This window comes from Microbacterium sp. LWH13-1.2 (genome assembly GCF_038397735.1).
Lineage (GTDB): Bacteria > Actinomycetota > Actinomycetes > Actinomycetales > Microbacteriaceae > Microbacterium.
In genome coordinates this window covers 3564920-3582807 of record NZ_CP151635.1, presented here as the reverse complement: position 1 = coordinate 3582807, position 17888 = coordinate 3564920, and the positions used below count along the sequence as shown (strand labels likewise).

Annotated in this window: 14 protein-coding genes; 5 read left to right on the top strand and 9 right to left on the bottom strand. The window is 61.7% G+C overall.

Annotation, left to right across the window (positions count from 1 at the left end):
- Positions 1–36 precede the first annotated feature (36 nt).
- Both MRBLWH13_RS17305 and MRBLWH13_RS17300 read left to right on the top strand, forming a co-directional pair.
- Positions 37–1077 carry a CBS domain-containing protein gene (locus MRBLWH13_RS17305; RefSeq protein ID WP_341956147.1) on the top strand — a complete coding sequence of 347 codons (1041 nt, stop codon included), beginning with the start codon at positions 37–39 and terminating at the stop codon, positions 1075–1077.
- Positions 1078–1505: 428 nt separating this feature from the next.
- Positions 1506–3293, top strand: a complete 1788-nt coding sequence (locus MRBLWH13_RS17300) for a DUF262 domain-containing protein (protein ID WP_341956146.1) — start codon at positions 1506–1508, stop codon at positions 3291–3293.
- 106 nt (positions 3294–3399) lie between these two features.
- On the opposite strand, the gene MRBLWH13_RS17295 is transcribed toward MRBLWH13_RS17300, so the two are convergent.
- The gene (locus MRBLWH13_RS17295; RefSeq protein ID WP_341956145.1) at positions 3400–4329 is read right to left on the bottom strand and encodes an NADP-dependent oxidoreductase; all 930 of its coding nucleotides are present in this window, start codon (positions 4327–4329) and stop codon (positions 3400–3402) included.
- Between the two features lie 90 nt (positions 4330–4419).
- On the opposite strand from MRBLWH13_RS17295, the gene MRBLWH13_RS17290 reads away from it, so the two are divergent.
- A complete protein-coding gene (locus MRBLWH13_RS17290; RefSeq protein ID WP_341956144.1) occupies positions 4420–4926 on the top strand; it encodes a MarR family transcriptional regulator in 507 nt (168 codons plus the stop codon).
- A gap of 43 nt (positions 4927–4969) precedes the next feature.
- Here MRBLWH13_RS17290 and MRBLWH13_RS17285 read toward each other — a convergent pair whose 3' ends face one another.
- On the bottom strand, positions 4970–5809 hold the full coding sequence (locus MRBLWH13_RS17285; RefSeq protein ID WP_341956143.1) for a hypothetical protein: 840 nt from the start codon (positions 5807–5809) through the stop codon (positions 4970–4972).
- Between the two features lie 206 nt (positions 5810–6015).
- On the opposite strand from MRBLWH13_RS17285, the gene MRBLWH13_RS17280 reads away from it, so the two are divergent.
- Both MRBLWH13_RS17280 and MRBLWH13_RS17275 read left to right on the top strand, forming a co-directional pair.
- Positions 6016–6642, top strand: a complete 627-nt coding sequence (locus tag MRBLWH13_RS17280; protein ID WP_341956142.1) for a hypothetical protein — start codon at positions 6016–6018, stop codon at positions 6640–6642.
- Positions 6643–7288: 646 nt separating this feature from the next.
- Positions 7289–7642 carry a hypothetical protein gene (locus MRBLWH13_RS17275; protein WP_341956141.1) on the top strand — a complete coding sequence of 118 codons (354 nt, stop codon included), beginning with the start codon at positions 7289–7291 and terminating at the stop codon, positions 7640–7642.
- 112 nt (positions 7643–7754) lie between these two features.
- Here the strand turns inward: MRBLWH13_RS17275 and MRBLWH13_RS17270 are convergent, their stop codons facing one another.
- The 7 genes from MRBLWH13_RS17270 to MRBLWH13_RS17240 form a co-directional block, all read right to left on the bottom strand.
- Positions 7755–8957 (bottom strand): hypothetical protein, encoded by a 1203-nt coding sequence (locus MRBLWH13_RS17270; RefSeq protein ID WP_341956140.1) that lies wholly within the window; start codon positions 8955–8957, stop codon positions 7755–7757.
- A gap of 15 nt (positions 8958–8972) precedes the next feature.
- Positions 8973–9545 (bottom strand): hypothetical protein, encoded by a 573-nt coding sequence (locus MRBLWH13_RS17265; protein WP_341956139.1) that lies wholly within the window; start codon positions 9543–9545, stop codon positions 8973–8975.
- Positions 9546–9591: 46 nt separating this feature from the next.
- Positions 9592–10584, bottom strand: a complete 993-nt coding sequence (locus MRBLWH13_RS17260; protein ID WP_341956138.1) for a hypothetical protein — start codon at positions 10582–10584, stop codon at positions 9592–9594.
- A 458-nt stretch (positions 10585–11042) separates the two neighbouring features.
- A complete protein-coding gene (locus MRBLWH13_RS17255) occupies positions 11043–11240 on the bottom strand; it encodes a helix-turn-helix transcriptional regulator (RefSeq protein WP_341956137.1) in 198 nt (65 codons plus the stop codon).
- A 13-nt stretch (positions 11241–11253) separates the two neighbouring features.
- A complete protein-coding gene (locus MRBLWH13_RS17250; RefSeq protein WP_341956136.1) occupies positions 11254–14397 on the bottom strand; it encodes a DEAD/DEAH box helicase family protein in 3144 nt (1047 codons plus the stop codon).
- Positions 14394–15599, bottom strand: a complete 1206-nt coding sequence (locus MRBLWH13_RS17245; RefSeq protein ID WP_341956135.1) for a hypothetical protein — start codon at positions 15597–15599, stop codon at positions 14394–14396. Before MRBLWH13_RS17245 ends, MRBLWH13_RS17250 begins: the two co-directional genes overlap by 4 nt.
- The gene (locus tag MRBLWH13_RS17240) at positions 15596–17557 is read right to left on the bottom strand and encodes an N-6 DNA methylase (protein ID WP_341956134.1); all 1962 of its coding nucleotides are present in this window, start codon (positions 17555–17557) and stop codon (positions 15596–15598) included. The genes MRBLWH13_RS17245 and MRBLWH13_RS17240 overlap by 4 nt, the downstream gene beginning before the upstream one ends.
- Between the last annotated feature and the right edge of the window lie 331 nt (positions 17558–17888).

Sequence of the window (17888 nt, the reverse complement as noted above, 5' to 3'; positions counted from 1 at the left end):
AGCGAGTCATCGTTGGCCCCTAGTAATTGGAGAATCATGGCTTCCACGACTAATGCCCCGTCAGAGCCCACGGCCGCGAGTTCCATCGCAGATAGAAAGAAGTACTTCGACTACAAGCGCAAGCAGCAAGAAGCCATCTCTGTTCGCGATCTGATCGGGTATTGGGGTGCCCGAGGTCGTGGTCGCAATGTGATCGAGATGGTGACCGCCGACCTAATCAAAATGGGATTTGAGGTCGATCCTCCCATCGACACCGGAACTCTCGACACGCGAGTCAGAGTCCAGAACGCGTCGGCATCGTCCCAATATGTCGACCCTGACGACCACCTGCTGACGCTCGCGCGGATCCCTGCTGCATCCTTCGCACTCGCCAATCAGGACGACCCGGCGCTACCGGGCCTGGTGGAGCCATCGACTCCCGTAGACGATGCGACGGCCATGATGTTGAGATATGACTACTCGCAGCTCCTCGTTGTCGATGACGTCACCAGGCGTAACCTCATCGGTGTCGTGAGCTGGAAGTCCTACGGCTCTGCGCGGCTTCGTCGCGAAGAACCTCGTACCGTAGCGGACATCCTGTCGCCGGCAACCCCGGTAGACCTGCACTCCGATCTTTTCTCAAACGTTGGGCCCGTGGTGAAGTACGACTTCGTCGCCGTGACTTACCAAGGGAAGCTTGCTGGCATCGTCACTGCAACGGATCTTACGGAGCAGTTCGAGGATCTTGCCGTCCCGTTCCTCGCCATCGGTCGGTGCGAACGGGAGCTGAAGCGCGTTGCGCGTGCGAAGTTCACAGCCGTCGACAGGGATGAGATCGACAACGCAATGCTAGGAAAGCTGCAACAGATGTATGTGAAGCACTGGGATAGCCTCGGTTGGTCGATCAGTCGGGATGAGTTCAATGCATGGATCGATTCGATCCGCGAGCTCCGCAACAAGGTCGCGCACTTCGACGACAAGGACCTCGATCTGCGGCCAGCCGTGCGGACGGTCCATCAACTTGCAGCGTGGCTCCGAGGAGTTCGGACACCGGCAGACTCCGAAGTACTCGCGGAGGTGTCCTCGAGTAAGGCCTAAACGAGAAGGGCAGCCTGCTGGCGAAGTCACCGGCTGGGTCCGCGTCGAAAGCGGGCATCTGTCCGGTCTTACGCTCGAGGCACGTGGCGTTGACGACCACCATCGTTCGCGTCTGCCACTATCAAGGCATGACAGCGAAGCAACCGCGAGTTACTGCCGGAACGATCTACTGGGCTCTGCTCGACGGGGGGCCGTTCGCTGGTGCGATCGTCGAACAGACTGCGGAGACGGAGGGCCCCGCAGACGAACTCAGTTTGTCTGGAGACGCTGGTGACGCGGTGTACAAATATCAGGGAACCGGCACACAAGGGACCCTCCGTTACCTGCATGAGTATGTCTGCATCTCAGCAGCTGGGCCCGCAATCGGCTCCACACGCCCCGCATGACTTCGCGGCGCCGAGTGATGACGCGCGGAGATGAGGCCATAGATGGCTAAGTACTCGGTCCACCAGCAGCCCGTCGACACTCTCCTGTCGTGGGTGAAATCCGGCCAGGTCGCGATTCCCGAGATGCAGCGGCCGTTCGTCTGGGACTCGACGAAGGTGCGTGACCTCCTAGATTCCCTGTACAACGGCTTCCCCATCGGGTACCTCATCACGTGGCAGAGCGCGGACGTCGGGCTGAAAGACGGCTCGAAGTCGGCGTTTAGGCAGATCCTGATCGATGGGCAGCAGCGCATCACTGCGATGACAGCCGCGCTCGTCGGACAGCAGATCGTCGATAAGTCCTATCGCAAGAAGCGGATCAAGATCGCGTTCAACCCGGCGACGGAGAAATTCGCGACGCTCACTCCGGTCATTGATCGAGACCCGGCGTGGATTTCCGACGTCGCGGAGTTCGTGAACGCCCCGAACTTCTCGGCGACCAAGGCCTACCTCGACGCTAACCCTGGGGTGGACGCTGAAACCGCACAGCGGTCACTCGAGCGCCTCACTTCCGTCAAGCAGGCGCAGGTCGGCATCATCACGCTGGCCGAGGATCTCGACATCGAGACCGTCACGGAGATCTTCATCCGCATCAATTCCAAGGGCGTTCCCCTCAGCAGTGCCGACTTCGCTATGAGCAAGATCGCTAGCCATGGCCAGTTCGGGGCGAACCTTCGCAAGCTCATCGACTACTTCTGCCATCTATCGGTTGCGCCCCATGTGTACGACGACATCGCAACGAACGATTCTGAGTTCGCAACATCCCCATACCTGAAAGCGATCAGCTGGCTCAAGAACGACTCATCAGATCTCTACGATCCGAGCTACACCGACGTGATCCGCGTCGCCGGCATCAAGGAGTTCGGGCGCGGAAAGGTCGCGGCACTGGTAAGTGTGCTCTCGGGTCGCGACTTCGAGACGCGATCGTTCGACGAGCAGCTTGCCATCGAGTCTTTCGAACGACTCGAGCGCGTTCTGCTTGAGATCGTCAACCAACGCAACTTTCAGCAGTTCACGCTGACAATCCGGTCTGCGGGGTTCATCGCGCCCCGATTGATCAGTTCGAAAAACGCGTTGAACTTCGCCTACGCGTTGTATCTGAAGCTGCGTTCGGAAGGCACATTGAACGAAGCAGACATCAAGTACGTGGTCCGTAAGTGGTTCGTGATGTCGATCCTCACCGGAAGGTACACGGGGAGCTTCGAGACGGCGTTCGAAGCGGATATCAAACGGATTGACGACCTTGGCGCGCGTCGTGCTCTGGAAGATATCGAGGCATCACAGCTCGCGTCGAACTTCTGGGACGTCGCGCTGCCGATGGACATGAGGTCGTCGAGCGTGCGCAGTCCCTACTTCCTCACCTTTTTGGCGGCTCAGGTGCACGCTCGCGCGAAGGGCTTTCTCTCGAAGAACATCACGATCGCGAGCATGATCGAGGAGGTCGGCGATATTCACCACATCGTGCCGAAGAACTACTTGGTCAAGAGCGGCGTTAACGACAGAAGTGACTACAACCAGATCGCGAACTACGCGTTGACCGAAACCCCGATCAACATCGCAATCAAGGATCGGGCGCCGTCGGAGTACATGGGTATCGTCGACGCTCAGGTGACCTCTGGCGAGCTTCGATTGGGTGAGATCACCTCCCAAGTGGACCTCGCGGCGAACTTCGCGATGAACGCGGTTCCGACGAATCTCAGCTCGACGACGGCAACTTCGTATGAGGCGTTTCTGTCAGACCGACGCAAGTTGATGGCACGGTACATCCGGAACTACTACACCTCGCTGTAGAGCGACGCCGGGTGGTTCGGAACTACGCCCGACGATTCACGTGGTCCGGGGCGCGAGCGATGTCGCACCCCGGGAGTGGTGATCGAGCTGAGGGACCACGCGGGCATCAGGGAATCACGATGACCTTGCCCGAGATCGGACCCTCAGCCGCCTCCGCGTGCAGCGCCGGAAGCTCGGTCAGGGGGATGCGCCGAGTAACCTCCAGCGCAAGTGCCCCGCTATCAACCAGCGACACGAGCTCGGCAAGCTTCTCCGCGTCACTTCGAACGAACACAACCACAGACCGCACACCACGATAAGCGTCATCCGGCGCCGGCATCCACGCGGTGGTGCTCACCACGACTCCCCCGTCACGCACGAGTCGCACCAGGGCGGTGAACTCCTCCGGCTCGATGGGAGCCAGGTTGAGCAGGAGGTCAACATGCTCGGTGACGGCATCCAGGACCTCGGTCTCGGTGTGGTCGATGATCTCGTCGGCACCCGCCGCACGCACGGCATCCGCGCTCCGCGGGCTGGCCGTCGCGATGACGTACGCGCCCGCACGCTTCGCCAGGGCGATCGCGTACTTGCCGACGACTCCGCCGGCACCGACGATGAGCACTCGCTGCCCTGCCTTGAGGCCACCGTCATCGAAGAGCGCCTGACGTGCAGTCAGCGCAACCGACGGGAGCGCTGCAGCGTCCGCGAGCGGCACGCTGGTCGGCGCTGCAACGAGCGCATCCCCCGGGGCGATGACGTACTCCGCCGCTCCGCCGTCCCTCGCCATCGGCAAGAAGGCGATCACCGCGTCACCCACCGCGAAGCCGTCGACTCCGTCGCCTAGGGCGTCGATCGTTCCGGAGACGTCGTATCCGGGGACGTGCGGCAGCACCACCGGAATCGGCAGGGCTCCCGCTCGCATGCCGTTGTCGGCGGCGCTGAACGCGGATGCTGCGACGCGCAGTCGCACCTCGCCGGCGCCCGGGATGGGCTGGTCGATCTCCTCGTACTGCAGAACCTCGGGGCCGCCCACTTCGTGGAACCGTACTGCCTTCATGATCTTTCCTCTCGTCAGGTGCTTCGAATTCGAAGCAATAGGTTGAAGATAGCACTGCTTCGAATTCGAAGCAACGCGTATACTGGATCCATGAGCACACGCCCCCCTCAGCTCTCCCCGACGGAGCTCGCGGCCTACTTCGCCTTCACCGAGGTGAGCAGCCTGCTGCGGCATGCGGTCGAGAAGCAGCTCCGCGACGTCGGCAAGCTCAGCTACGTGCAGTTCCAGCTGCTCGCGCGACTCGGCGACGCTCCGGATGGTTCGCAGCGGATGACGGACCTCGCGGATGGTGTCGTGTACAGCCGGAGTGGGCTGACGTATCAGGCGCAGTCCCTGGAGGAGCGCGGACTCGTCACGCGTGCGCCGTCACCGGAGGATGAGCGCAGCACGATCGTCGCGATCACGGACGAAGGGCGGGATGTGTTGGCGAAGGTGTTCCCGGGGCACATCGAGGCAGTGAAGATGCATCTCTTCGAGTCGCTCAGCGCGGAGGATGTGGAGATGCTCGCGCGAGTGATGACGCAGGTCAGCGGGCATCTGCGGGCGGAACCACCGCGGAGCGCGGCTCCGAGAAATCGGGCCCCGAAGCCCCAATAGCGTTGGCCTGAGGGCAGCCCGACGCCGACGGCCGACGACGACCTCAGGCTTCGAGCATGTCGCGCACCTCGGCGAGCGATCGCCCGAACACGAGCTCGGCGACGCGCGCCCCGAGGTCGGAGGCGACCTGCACGATGGTGGCCCCCTGAGACATCCATCGGCCGCCACGACGCGTGAGGTCCAGGCCCTGGAGCACCTCCGCTTCCGGCAGCTCCGGGCGGCCGGCGGCGGCGCGAGCAGCAGCCCCGAGCATCCCGACGAGCCACGCTTCGCCGAGCTCGTGTGGGCGTATCGACGCGCGCGGACCACCCGGACCGACGAACACCTGCAGCATGGTGTCCGCGCGTCGCACCGTCCAGGTCTCACCGCGGTACGTAAAGGTGCAGGCGATGTCAGCGTGCACCGTGATCTCTGCGCCGTAGCTCTCGATGGCCTCGATGCACTCGGCGCTCAGCAGCTTCGCCGCGACCTCCCGCTCACGGCGCCGCAGCTCGGCGGCGTACTTCTCCCGCGCTATCGGCGCATACTCCGCCTCGAGGTCGTATCGACGTGCGGGAGCGCCCTGGGCAAGACGGTCGAACAGCCATGCGGGATCAATCTGCACGAAGTACCGGAAGTAGATATCGACCGGCCCATGATCCAGCGCGCGGTCGACAATCAGCATCCGCACGCCGTGATCGACGGACCACACGGCGGCGACCTCGCCAGCGACGACGGCGACCCACGACCAGCCTTCCGCCCGGATCTCGGGTGAACTCTTCTCGAGGGCAGAGCTGAGCGTCGTGCCGGACGGAACGGACAGCGTTCTCGCGTGCGAGACGGCGTCGTCACCCATGGCGACGCCGTCTCGATCGACGCGGAGTTCGATAGCGGTCGATGGCATGGAACGAACCTAGAGCGAGTCCTCCATACGTCGCCCTTCTGCCGGCACGACGCTGAGGCCCCCATCGCATTCCGGAATATGTTGTCGACGGTCAGGCGGTCTCCGCGCCAGACGTCAGGGGCTCGCGCTACGGTTCCCACAGCCCGGCTCGATCGGCGAGCCCACCCGTTCGTCGGAATGTCTGACGAACCGACACCGGGGGTCACATGGGACTGGATTTCATCGAGCGCTTCTTCAAGCTGACGCTCGACAACGTCTACCGCTTCACGTGCAGTCTGCTTTTTGTCCTGGCGTGTATCGGGTATCTCCAGGGGGTTCCGCCGACCGCACAGCTCGCATCGGTGCTGGACTGGCTGGGCGCCCCGTCTGCGTGGCTCGCGGCAGTCGGGGAGTGGATCGCTGCACGACAGAACGTCGTGGCAATCGTCGCGACGCTGCTGCTACTCGTCGCGGTTCTCTTCGCCGCAGCGAATGACGCGCGCAGTCGATCGGGGTCGACTGCGCTCCTGGCATGCGCACTCCTCGTCGAGGTCGAGCTCGGCTGGTGGATCTTCACCGGTGCGCTGATCGTAATGGCTTCCCTGGCCCTCCTTACCGGCGGGGGGCTCTTCCTGACGCGTCGACTCGGCTGGGTCGAACCGGATTGGCCACGACGCGTGTGGGAACCCGTGGGGAGAGTGGTCGTATCGGTGGCGCTCGCCAGCGTCTACGTTCTCTCGCCTCTCGGGTGGCTGATCTCGCAGGAGCCCTACAACCTGCGTGGAACGCGCCTCAACCCGCTCTTCATCGCGCAGGTTCCGAAAACGGGACCCTCGGGAGCTGCTGCTCGTTGACCGCGACCTTCAGTCGGGGCGGATGTTGGGAGCCGGTTGCGGCGGACAAGGCCGGGAGAAGGAGTGCCGGGCGGGGGATTCGCTGGCGGGCGCGACTGACTCACTCGGAGAGCGAGGAGCCCTTTGCTGCAGGATCGCGTCGTACCCTCACGCCGATCCCGTTCGCCCGATCACGCGCTCACTAGAGACCGCGAAAGGGAACGGCCGACGGAAGCACGCGCACGCTCGAAACCAAGCTGTACTTGCTCAGCAGGCGCTCGACACTCGCCAGTCGCTGATCGCGTTTGCGGGTGTCCTGCCCGTCGTTCAGCCCAACTGTAACGATCATGAGGCTCTCCGCGAGGTTGACGGGCGCTGAGATGTAGGGGATGAACAGCCCGGAACTCGATATCCGGAACTTCTCCTCGTATGCGTTAGCGCTTGAGACGATGAATCGCCTGGACTCGCGTTGATCGGGCCGTCGTCGTCGGTCGACAGGTTGCTTGGCACGCATCGGCTCGAGTCCCGCGAGCTGGACCTTCCTCGTCTCGGCGCGGTGTTCGGCGGTGGTGCAGCAATGGTCAAGGCTGGTTCTGAGATCGCTGCGAACTCGGGCCGGTGGATGAAGCTGACCGAGGACTCGTAGCAGGGGGCGAAGCTCCTCGCGATGGTGATTAACTCGACGACGAAAGACCTGCATGCGATCCTTCGAGCACCGAACGGGCAGTTCGAAGAATCTGCAGTTCTTGAAAACCCCGGAGCGATGCTCACCAACTCCGCCATGACCGCCGGAGTGGCAGGAATCACGGCTCAGGTCGTGATGCAGCAGACCATCTACGAGATCACCGACTATCGCGCGATCATCGACGAAGAATTCGACGACGTGCTTCGAGCGCAGAAGGACGCCGTTCTCTCCGACATGATCGGCGTCGGTCCGCGAGCCACCTTGCTGTCTCGTCCAAGAGGTCGAGCAGCAGGTGCAGGAGTGGCTGGCTGTTCTCGCCCTGTTTCGCAAGCGTAGATGACAACCGGCGGATCGCGCCTCCAGCAGCAGGCCACCGGCCTTTTTCAGCGGCGAGCGGAGCGGAGTCGCATACCCGGCGGTATCACCCCGCGACCCCTCGGCGCGCAGCCTAGATCGAGATCGGATCCACGAGTTTACTGGTCTCATTCGGTCCACCGAGAAAGAGCGAACGAGTCTTGTACTTCGCGTGCTCGTCGTACCATCCGACCAGGAATCGAACACCAAATGTCTCGCCCTGAGACGTGAAGACGCCGACGAACTCGCCAACCGCACCCTTCTCCTCGGTGCCCGAAAGATCCTTCCAATGACCGGCACTGATGATCTTGAACTCTGCCTCAGCCTCGAGTCGGACCTCTTTTGCCACGCTTCTAGGTACGGAGTTACGGAGCACGTACTCGCCCCTCTTCCCCGACGGGGCGGGCGCGATCATCCAACGAGGCAACGGCAGTGGGGGCTTTGTCGGGCTATTCAGAATCTTCTCCACCAAGTCTTTGCCCTGTTGACTCTTGGTTTCGTTCGCGGCCGCAGCGCTAGCGATTTGCTCTCGAAGTTTCTTGACTTCGGTGTCCTTGTCTCTGAGGGCCTTCTCATGCGCAAGCACGACCGCGCGGATCTGGTGTCCCCAAACTTCTTTCGGAGCCTCGAACAAATCCCGCTCATACTTAAGACCGCTCTGATCCCACCAGCTCACGTGAAAGGTGACCCCGTCGCGAAGTCCCTTCTCCGTGGGCGAGCCTTGGAAGGGCTTGCCGGTAAGGCTTCCGAACACACCGGCGAAGAATACTTCTCCGCCCAGGATGAACTCGGCTGGATCGGTCGTGATTTCGACATCCGCCACCTCGTAGCCCTGGTTGCGGAGCCAATGCAAGGCTGGGTCGCCGGGCAGATGATCCTCCGCCCGGACATTCCAACGGGGTTGCTTCGAGTCCTCGCGCGCTTTGATCAGTTCCATCTGCCGTTTGGAGTAACCGGAGTCGATCAGCGATTGCCGCTTACGCGCAGTGACGGGTCTAATTGCCGATGCCCACTTAAAGAACGTCTGCAGCTTCACCCAGGTGGCGCGGCGCCACACGGGAATCAGCACCGAACCCAAGATGAGTCCGCCAACCCCGACCGAGACGTAGGCCAAGAGTGAGACCCTCGCCTTCGTGGACTCTGAAATCAGCCACGGGACAAACCAGACCAGAAAACCGACGACCGCTCCGCCTAGCACGTTCGACACCAGGGGTCGGTCGTACCAGGCAGTAGGAGGGTTTGGTTCCGCGTTCACCCGCTCAGAATACTGGCGGCGAAACCGCAACTGATGCGGCACGCACGAAATGTACGCCTACCGGGGCGGGGGCGCATCCCCAATGAGATCGGTAGTCGGCACCGTGTTGGTATTGCGAGCATGGTCATCGTCCTCCGCATCGACGATGCCAGCGAGGCCTGCCAGGAGACACGTTAGCCGAACCGCGGCATGCGCGGTTACCAGGAGACATGCCTCCAGCACCCACATACCGGGCTCGGCGCCGAACCCAACCACGATCACCGCCGCCACGAGCGCTCCAAACGCGCCGGTGAAGGAACTCAGGACAACGGATACCCAATTCGCGCGCAGTCGACGCGACCCCTTGCGCCGCAGAAGGCGGAACCGGTCGTTCTCGCTTCCAAGACCGAACACGACGACTACTCCGGCGAAGCCACCGACCATTGCACTTACGCCCGCGACGCCTAGTGCTAACGCCGTCAGCGTACCTTTAACGTCTCCGGCCGAGGTCACGGCCAAGGCCGCCGAGACGTTGAGAACGGGCCACCGCTGGGAAGCAGCGAAGTGCGCAATCACGAGACCGATGATGAGCATGCTGACGAACAACGGGTAGTTGGCGAACCAGCCGCCGATGGTTCTGAGCAACTTCACGATCCACTCCTTCTGAAGAGACCGAGACTACGCCGGAGGTAGGACACTAGCGCCCGTCGCCGTCCTTGCCGCGCTCGATGGAGATCCTCGCAGTACCGGTGGTGCCTGCTGCTTGAAGGCCGATGGTTGAGCCGCCTCGAGTGAATTCCGTGATCGCCTTGCCTACAGCCGTAAGGATGGCCTCGTCGGTAGCTCGCTGTCCGGCGGCAGTCTGAAACGTGACGTTCTTCGTGATCCTATCCTTGAAGATACTGCGCGCCTCGTCGCGAACCAACCGACCTTCGTTGTCGATGTCTGCGAGCTTGACCTTCGCGTTCGAACTAAAGGTGTTGCGCACTACCCAGAGCGCGCCTTTTCGAAGTGCATCTCGAACCGGCTTGGTTCCGCCCGAGCGATCGAGAGACCAACGGAACACCATGCGAGCTTCATCGAGTGACTGATGCTGTGCGTTGCGGAAAGCATCACCCACCGGCCCGCCCCCAGTTGCTGGAACTGCCACCCCCGCGTCCACGTGAACCTCGAGCATGACCGCGCCCTCGGCATCCATGATTTTCTTGAGGACATCCGGATCGACGACTGGGACTAGCTCCAGCGAATACCCTTTGGCCACCAGCCCGAGCACAAGGGTGAGCCAGCGCGAGATTGTCTCGGAACGAGTTCCCTGCACTGCCGGACTCATCACCGCCACCCGGCCGTGTGCACCAAAGGGCACGACGAACGTAGGCTCCGAGACTCGATCGTCGGGATCATCGAAGTCCAGCGGCTCGACATCGCCGTTGGCGAGGTTGGAGCGATTGAGCTGTTCAGCGAGATCCCGGATGCGCTCGATTTGCAGGTGAGGTAGTGCCGGCCTCATCGGCGAAACAGACCGAACGAAGTAGTCGACCTCGAAGACCTTCCCGCTGCGCGCTTTCAAGTCCCACGTCGCGAAGGCATCGATCACCGAGGACCAGAAGTCCGGTTCCACGCTCTTGCGAACGTCCTTCTCGTCGATGAGAACGGTGTCGTAGAAGCGAACAGTCTTCTGAATTGTCGCCATTGATTCTCCTCTCAGGCGAGACCAGAATACGGGTGTCCCACATGTGGCCGCGTGCGCTGGCGTTCGTGTCGACTTGAACGAAAGACCGAAGCTCTCAGTGCGAGCGCTCGGCGTCAGCGAGACAAGCACACGCGGCTCGCTCGACAGCGAAACCGCAGGCGCCATAGGCCGGAGTCAGGCGGAGCTTCCCGCTCGGAGCGTCGGTCTCCTATTTCTGTCGCATCTTCGTTCCCGATGCTGCGACGGCCTTGACGGTTTCCGCCGCACCGCGGGCGGTTTCTCACTCTCGTTCTTGAATCGACGCGCCGGATTTGCGTCGTGCCTTCACAGAAGGATTCGATGCGCGGACCGACCGTCCGTGGGATGTGACGTTGGGGCGCGCATGCTGACCACTGGGGCGGGGATCAAACGTTGCAGAACGTGGTAACACTGCTGACGCGGATGCGCGGTCACGATCTCTAGTCAGCCTGGTCTTTCACTTGGAGCACTAGCCCCAGGGTCGTAACTATCTTGCCGAGGGTCGCCGTGTTGACGTCATCGCCGCGCTCCACGCGGGCCACAGATGGCCTCGAGACCTCAGCGCGGTCCGCGAGCTCACTTTGACTCAACTGCACCGCCAAACGAGCTTCGCGAACACGCTGTGCGATCTCGATCATGACAGCACGCTGATCAGCCATCATCGTTGGCCTTATCTCGATCCGGCTTGGCGTCGTCATCGGCGGCGGTGTGATGCTCTCCGTGCATCTTCTCAGCGGTGATGGCGAGCAGCGCGGCAAGCACCTCGGGATCAGCGAGCGCCTTCTTGATCTCATCAGTGTTCTGGAATGCCTGGAACATCGCATAGTCGCTGGCGTCAGAGAACTTCGTCGAACCTTTCAACTGCTCGACGCTGTTGCTTTTGGCCATGGCCACGGCTTCGTCGTCCGCGTCGAGGAACCCCCAGTACGCGGTGATGAAACCGGCGATGCTGCCAGGGTCCGCGTCGATGCCCTTGTCGCTGAAGAGCTCGTTGACCGTTTTGATCGCCTCGTCGAGAGGACCCCGGGCCTTCGAGCCGACCCCGCCGGGCTCGGTGGTGAACTTTGGCAGCTCGATGGCGATACCGCTGTCGGTGATGTAGTCCACTCGGAAGTCGGCGTTCACCTTGTCAGGGACGAGCTTCACTCCCCCGAGCTGCACACCGTCCATGTAGCTGCTGTCGTACTCCTCGGGCGTCAGATGCAGGTTGCGGGCGAGCAGCGTCATGAGCACCGCGCGCAGGCGGAGATCCTCGTCGTCGTAGTCGACGATCTGCGAGAGGAACTGCCAGGCGTTGCGGTAGCTGATCGCGTCCGAGCGAAACTGCTTCAGCTCCTCGGTGCGGACCTTGTCTTTGGAGAGACGCGCCTGCCGCAGCCCTTGGCTCCAGGCGAACTTGATCGGTCCGAGCGCGGCCTGGATCGCCTCGCCCCCGAGTTCTTCCATGTAAGCATGAGCAACAGCGCGCATCTGGGCCTCGGTGTAGAGACCCACCGCATCCAAGCGCTCGGCGAGCTCGTACAGAGCGTTCGCATCGACTTCACCCTCGACGTGCGCGTCGGTGTAGTACCGGGCAAAGTCCTTCTGAATGTCCTCAGGTGAATTGACGAAATCCACGACCATCGGAGCAGACTTGCCCGGATACATGCGGTTCAAGCGCGACAGCGTCTGCACCGTGGCGATGTCACTGAGGACCTTGTCGACATACATCGCCATGAGGCGAGGCTCGTCGAAACCTGTCTGGAACTTGTTCGCGACAATCAACACCTTATAGTCGTCTTCTTCGCGGAAGGCTCGCGCGACGTCGCTCAGCGCGTTCATCGAGACTTCGGTGACTTCTTCGCCGGCATCGTTCTTGACAGAGCCGGAGAACGCGACGAGGGTCTCGAGCCCGGTGTAGCCCTTGTCAGCGATGTAGGCGTTCATCTTCTCCGACCACAGGACTGCTTCCTTACGCCCCGAGGTGACGACCATGGCGCGGGCCTGACCGTTCAGCATGTGGGCGACGTTGCGGCGGAAGTGCTCAACGACGACCTGTACCTTCTGTGCGATCGCGGTGGGGTGCAGCCGTGTGAAGCGCACGATCTCCTTCACCGCGCGCCCGGTCTCAACCTCGGTGTCTTCTTTTTCTGCGTCGAGGGTGTTCTTCACCCGCAGGAACATGTCGTAGGTCGAGTAGTTCGTCAGCACATCGAGGATGAACTGCTCTTCGATCGCCTGCGCCATCGTGTAGGTGTCGAACGCCTCCCAGCGTTCCTCCCCAGGCACCTGGGCTCCGAACAGTCGCAGAGTCTTCGCCTTCGGCGTGGCGGTCAGGGCGATGAAAGTGATGTTCGAGCTCGCCGCGATCGCAGAGTCCCTAGCAGCCAAGAGGTCATCGGCGCTGAGCTCTTCGTTCGGGTCGAGGTCGAGATCGACGAGCAGGCCTTTGAGCGCGCGGGCCGTCGAGCCGGATTGCGAGGAGTGCGCCTCGTCAGCGACGACGGCCCAGCGACGGCCGTGCAGATCAGCGGTGTCTTCGATCAGGTTCATCACGTGCGGGAAGGTCTGCAAGGTGCAGGTGATGATGTGGTTGCCCTCGAGCAGCGCATCTTTGACCTGCGCAGACTTCGCGCCAGACGCGTCCCCGATGTTGACGACCAGGCCCGCACTGGACTGCACGAGGTTCATGTCGTCGCGCACGTTCTCATCGAGCACGGTGCGGTCGGTGACGACGATGACCGAGTCGAACGTCGACTGGGCATCTATGCCGACGTGGCGGATCAGGCGGTGGCTGAGCCAGGCGATGGTCTTTGTCTTGCCGGATCCGGCCGAATGCCAGATCAAGTATCGTCCGCCGGCGCCCTGCTGCTCGATGTCAGCGACGACGCGCTCGACAGCGCGCAGCTGATGGAAGCGCGGGAAGACCAGACGCCCGTCACCCTTCTTCGAACGGTTTGGCTCGAACAGCGCGAAGTTCTTCATGATGCGCATGAACGTCGGGCGGGCGAGAATTTCTCGCCACAGGTAGTTGCTCGCCGAGCCGGTCTCCGAGGCTGGGTTGCCCGCGTGGCCGTCTGTACCCTGGTTGAACGGCAGGAAGAACGTGTCCGCGCCCTGCAGCTTGGTGGTCATGTACACGAGGTCATTCGATACCGCGAAGTGCACGAGCGCGCGCCCCGGCTGCAGTAGTGCGCGGGTCGGTCCGGGCACGCGGTCATTCTTGTACTGGGTGATCGCATGATTGACGGTCTGCGTGTTGTCGGTCTTCAGTTCGAGCGTGGCCACCGGCAGACCGTTGGCGCACAGCACGACGTCGATGGTCTCGTTGGTCTGCGTATCAAAACGCACCTGACGCAGCACTCGCAGACGCACGGCATCCGACTGCTCGATGACGCTGAGCAGATTCGGATTCTCCGGAGGGAACTCCATCAACGGGCCGAAGCTCGCCGCCGGGCGTCCGATCTGCGCGAACTTGAAGCCGCGACGCAACACACCGAGCAGGCCACCAACAGGGTGCCCGGTGATCGGGTCCATCTTCGTGATCTTGCCCAGTTCTTTGATGACGTGGTCGAGCAATTTGCGCCGCGCGAGGTCCAGCGCACCGTTGGTGAGGTCCGAGGGCACCGCCTTCTCGTACTCGTCCGGGTACTGGGTCGCGAGCCAGTGCAGCACATCAGCTGGCACCATTGCCCGGGCGATGTCCCAGCCGACGACGTTCGGATCGCCGACGTTCTCATAGAGCCAGCCGCGCTCGGCCAGTTCATCGCAGAGATTTGACTCGAACTCGTGCTCGAGAATCTGGTGGTGGGTCATGCCACTTCCTTTCGACCGGTGACGACATCAGTGATGAGTGCCGCACGGCGTTCGGTGAGAAGGGATTTGAGTGCGGCAACCTTGGCCAGCATCGCATCGATCTTGCTGGTCAACAGGGCCTGGCGTTCGACGAGCTGGTCTTGTTGTTCAGCCGAGATTAGAGGCAACCGAACTTCTTGAACGACCTTGGTGTTCAACCGGGCGCGAGTTGTTCCTCGGGAGAGAAGCTTGAACTGGTCTCGGGACTGCGGCGCGGATAGCGCCCAAGCCAAGTAACTTGATCTCACCAACTCGTTCGGGCGAACGCGGTAGCAGTCAGCCTTAACGATCGCTGGGCCAATGTCGGGAAGAACAGCTGCCCGACCGAGGGGCATACGCTCGTCACCTAGGCCGGCGACTACAACGTCTCCAGGAATGACTGTGTGAGAACTGAGCTTTTCCGCATATGCAAGAGGAATGAATGCCTTATCGTCATCACGAAAGGCGTTAATCCCAAGGTTTCCCAAGCGGATGACTCTTGCGCCATCTTCTGAATAGTGAGACGAGGTAAGCGACGATCCGAACGGACCGTCAGCAATCGAGTCAATCAGCAAGCTAAGCCTTACAGCGGAGCCGGCTTCGATTGCAGCCTCGAATTCCGTACCCCACACCGCATCACGCCGCACCTCTAGCTGCCTCGACAGCTCGTCCATCTTCTTGATCATCGCGTCGATCTCGCCGGTCTCGCGGTCGAGGTAGTCGGCGATGCGTTGTTGACTCGGGAGATCGGGCAAGTTGACGCTCATGACATCGAGTTGTTCAGGCTGAAGATCCCACTGGTTCGGGCGCACACCTTTCGAGATGCTCGCGTAGAACTTGATGTAGTGGTCTGAGCGCAGTGCATAATGCATGAACCGCGAGTTGTGATTTGTCTGCGGCTTGTAGACGAAGTAGGCGGGAGAGACAATTCCTCGGTACGCAGAGACCCCTAGCGATCCCTGCCAGGTCTTCATCTTGTTGAGTACGAGGTCACCTGGTTCCACAAGCTGGTACGCAGACATGTCCTCGCCTGGGCGATTCCAGTTGTCGTCGCGATCGGACTTCCGAATCACACCATGGTCCCGATAGACAGATAGCAGTTCTTCTGTCGGATATCCAACCTTCTTGCCTCGCTTGTACAGCGACCAAAACGGCATCTGAGTCCAATCCGGCGTCTTACTCATCCTTCGTGCACCGCCTCGAACATCTCGACCAGCTCGCCCATTAGGCGCGAAACGTCAGCATCGATCTCCTCGAGCGGGCGCGGCTCCTCGGGCACATAGAAGATGCGCGTGAAGGGGATCTCGTTGCCGGGTTTGGCCTTCTTCTCGTCCCAGGTAGCGCCTTCTGCGAACGGCAGCACCTCGCGCTGCATGTGTTCGTCGAGCTCTTCGCTCATCGGCACACGTTCGGTGATCTTCCAGCCGTCCAGAAACACAGGATTGCCCTTGCGATCGATCGCCAGAGGGGCTGTGTTGTCCTGGATACCGAGGGCATCTGCCACAGCGTCCACCAGACCGATGGGTGCCTTGAGGCCGGCGCTCTTGCAGCGCTGCGGGAAGAGTACCGGCAGGCTGTTCCACTCGATCCCGTCGAGGCCGCGGATGATGTCGGCGTGCGCGTCGGTGTAGCTCTTGTGCTCGGCGATGGCTTCGAGAGCTCCATCGGTGAACACCGTCGCCAGACGCGCCTGCTTGAACACTGTCACGTCGCGGAACATGAAGTCAGCCTTGGTTAGTACGCGCGAGATCGCAGGATCTGCTTCCTCGAACTGCTTGTACGCCTGGTGCACCAGCTGGCGCTTGGTCTTGCTCATGCGGCGACGCTTGTCACCCATGCCTTTCTTCATCGGGTCCCAGAGGCCGGAGCCGTCGATCAGCTGGATCTTGCCCTGACGCTCGGCGGTCTTATTCGTGTCGAGGACCCACACATAGGTGGCGATGCCAGTGCCGTAGAACATCTGGGTCGGCAGTGCGATGATCGCGTCGATCAGATCTTCGTCGAAGAGCCATTGCCGGATCGCGTTCGGGCCCTTGTCGGAATTGAACAGCGGCGAGGCGTTCGAGACCACGGCAGCACGACCGCCGTGTCCGGCCTTGCCGGCAGGAGCGAGCTTCGAGGCGCAGTGCGCAAGGAAGAGCATCTGGCCGTCGGACTTGCTCGGCAGACCGTGCGAGAAGCGCGAGCCGGGCACGTTTGACTGCTCGACGACGCTCTTGTACTGCTTCTCCCAGTCGCCACCGAAGGGAGGGTTCGAGAGCACATAGTCAAACTGACGGTCGGCGTATTCGTCGCGCAGTAGAGTGTCGCCCTGGCGGATCGCGTCTGGCAGCCCGCCCTGAATCAGCAGGTCAGCTTTACCGAGCGCGAATGCCGAGTCCATGAGTTCCTGACCGAACAGATTCACTTCGATGTCAGGGTTCAGTTCGGTGAGATGGTCTTTGCCGACGAGCAGCATGCCGCCGGAGCCGGCAGTCGGATCGTAGATCGAGCGAGTCGTGTTCTGGCCGGTGAGGGTCTCCTCGTCGGACGCGAACAGCAGGTCAACCATGAGCTTGATCGCATCGCGCGGGGTGTAAAAGGCACCGGCCGCTTTGCCCTTCTTGTCGAAGGCACGGTACATAACGTTCTCGAACAGGTCACCCATGGCGGTGTTGGACATCGAGTCAGCCGAGAGGTCCAGAGTCGAGAAGTGGCGGACGACCTGGTGCAGCGTGTTGGCGTCCGCGAGCTTCTTCACGAGGCGCGGGAACTCGAACGAGGTCCAGATGTCGGCGATGTTGTGAGAGAAACCGGCGACGTAGTCGAGGACGGATGCCTCAACGTGGTCGTCGGTCGCCGCGATCGCTTCGAGGCTTAGCGAGGACGTGTTGTAGAAGCTCAAGCCGAAACGGCGCTTGACCTCGGCATCGATGAAGCGGACTGGCGTGTCCTTGTCGATCAGTCCATCGACGACCTTGATGAGGTCAGTCTTCGTATCCGCGAGCAGGCACTCGAGACGGCGCAGCACCGTGAACGGAAGGATGTAGTCGCCGTACTCGGTCTCTTCGACGACGTTGCGCAGGAACTTGTCAGCAGTGGCCCAGACAACGTTTTCGGTAGTCGCGAGGCGTTGAGCCCGCCGAGGCGTGGTGGTGGTCATGGAACCTCTACTTTGGTGGCCTGAAATAGGAAGGTATGTATCAGAAATTTTACATGCGTGCCAGCGAATCGAGCAGAATGGTCACCCTACGGCGGGGCGCGTTTCGACTGCTGCCAGAGCCCGCGGCTTCGAGAATGAGTGCGTACGGCGATTAAGCACCTCTGAGGCCATGAGCTAAACCTCCCGGGGGCGGACTCCGTCGGGTAGGCGCACCGCTTCGCCATAAGACACAAGGTACGGGTGACGGTGGAAGAGCATACGACAAATTGGCGCCATGCCCGTCCCGTCGTCGTGCTGCTCATCCAGGCACCGATCTTCATCGCCCACCCGC

Bases quoted from the DNA above. Each gene is read 5' to 3' on its own strand.
- MRBLWH13_RS17305 (WP_341956147.1), top strand. From the start codon at position 37: ATGGCTTCCACGACTAATGCCCCGTCAGAGCCCACGGCCGCGAGTTCC.
- MRBLWH13_RS17300 (WP_341956146.1), top strand. From the start codon at position 1,506: ATGGCTAAGTACTCGGTCCACCAGCAGCCCGTCGACACTCTCCTGTCG.
- MRBLWH13_RS17295 (WP_341956145.1), bottom strand. From the start codon at position 4,329: ATGAAGGCAGTACGGTTCCACGAAGTGGGCGGCCCCGAGGTTCTGCAG.
- MRBLWH13_RS17290 (WP_341956144.1), top strand. From the start codon at position 4,420: ATGAGCACACGCCCCCCTCAGCTCTCCCCGACGGAGCTCGCGGCCTAC.
- MRBLWH13_RS17285 (WP_341956143.1), bottom strand. From the start codon at position 5,809: ATGCCATCGACCGCTATCGAACTCCGCGTCGATCGAGACGGCGTCGCC.
- MRBLWH13_RS17280 (WP_341956142.1), top strand. From the start codon at position 6,016: ATGGGACTGGATTTCATCGAGCGCTTCTTCAAGCTGACGCTCGACAAC.
- MRBLWH13_RS17275 (WP_341956141.1), top strand. From the start codon at position 7,289: ATGGTGATTAACTCGACGACGAAAGACCTGCATGCGATCCTTCGAGCA.
- MRBLWH13_RS17260 (WP_341956138.1), bottom strand. From the start codon at position 10,584: ATGGCGACAATTCAGAAGACTGTTCGCTTCTACGACACCGTTCTCATC.
- MRBLWH13_RS17255 (WP_341956137.1), bottom strand. From the start codon at position 11,240: ATGATCGAGATCGCACAGCGTGTTCGCGAAGCTCGTTTGGCGGTGCAG.
- MRBLWH13_RS17250 (WP_341956136.1), bottom strand. From the start codon at position 14,397: ATGACCCACCACCAGATTCTCGAGCACGAGTTCGAGTCAAATCTCTGC.
- MRBLWH13_RS17245 (WP_341956135.1), bottom strand. From the start codon at position 15,599: ATGAGTAAGACGCCGGATTGGACTCAGATGCCGTTTTGGTCGCTGTAC.
- MRBLWH13_RS17240 (WP_341956134.1), bottom strand. From the start codon at position 17,557: ATGACCACCACCACGCCTCGGCGGGCTCAACGCCTCGCGACTACCGAA.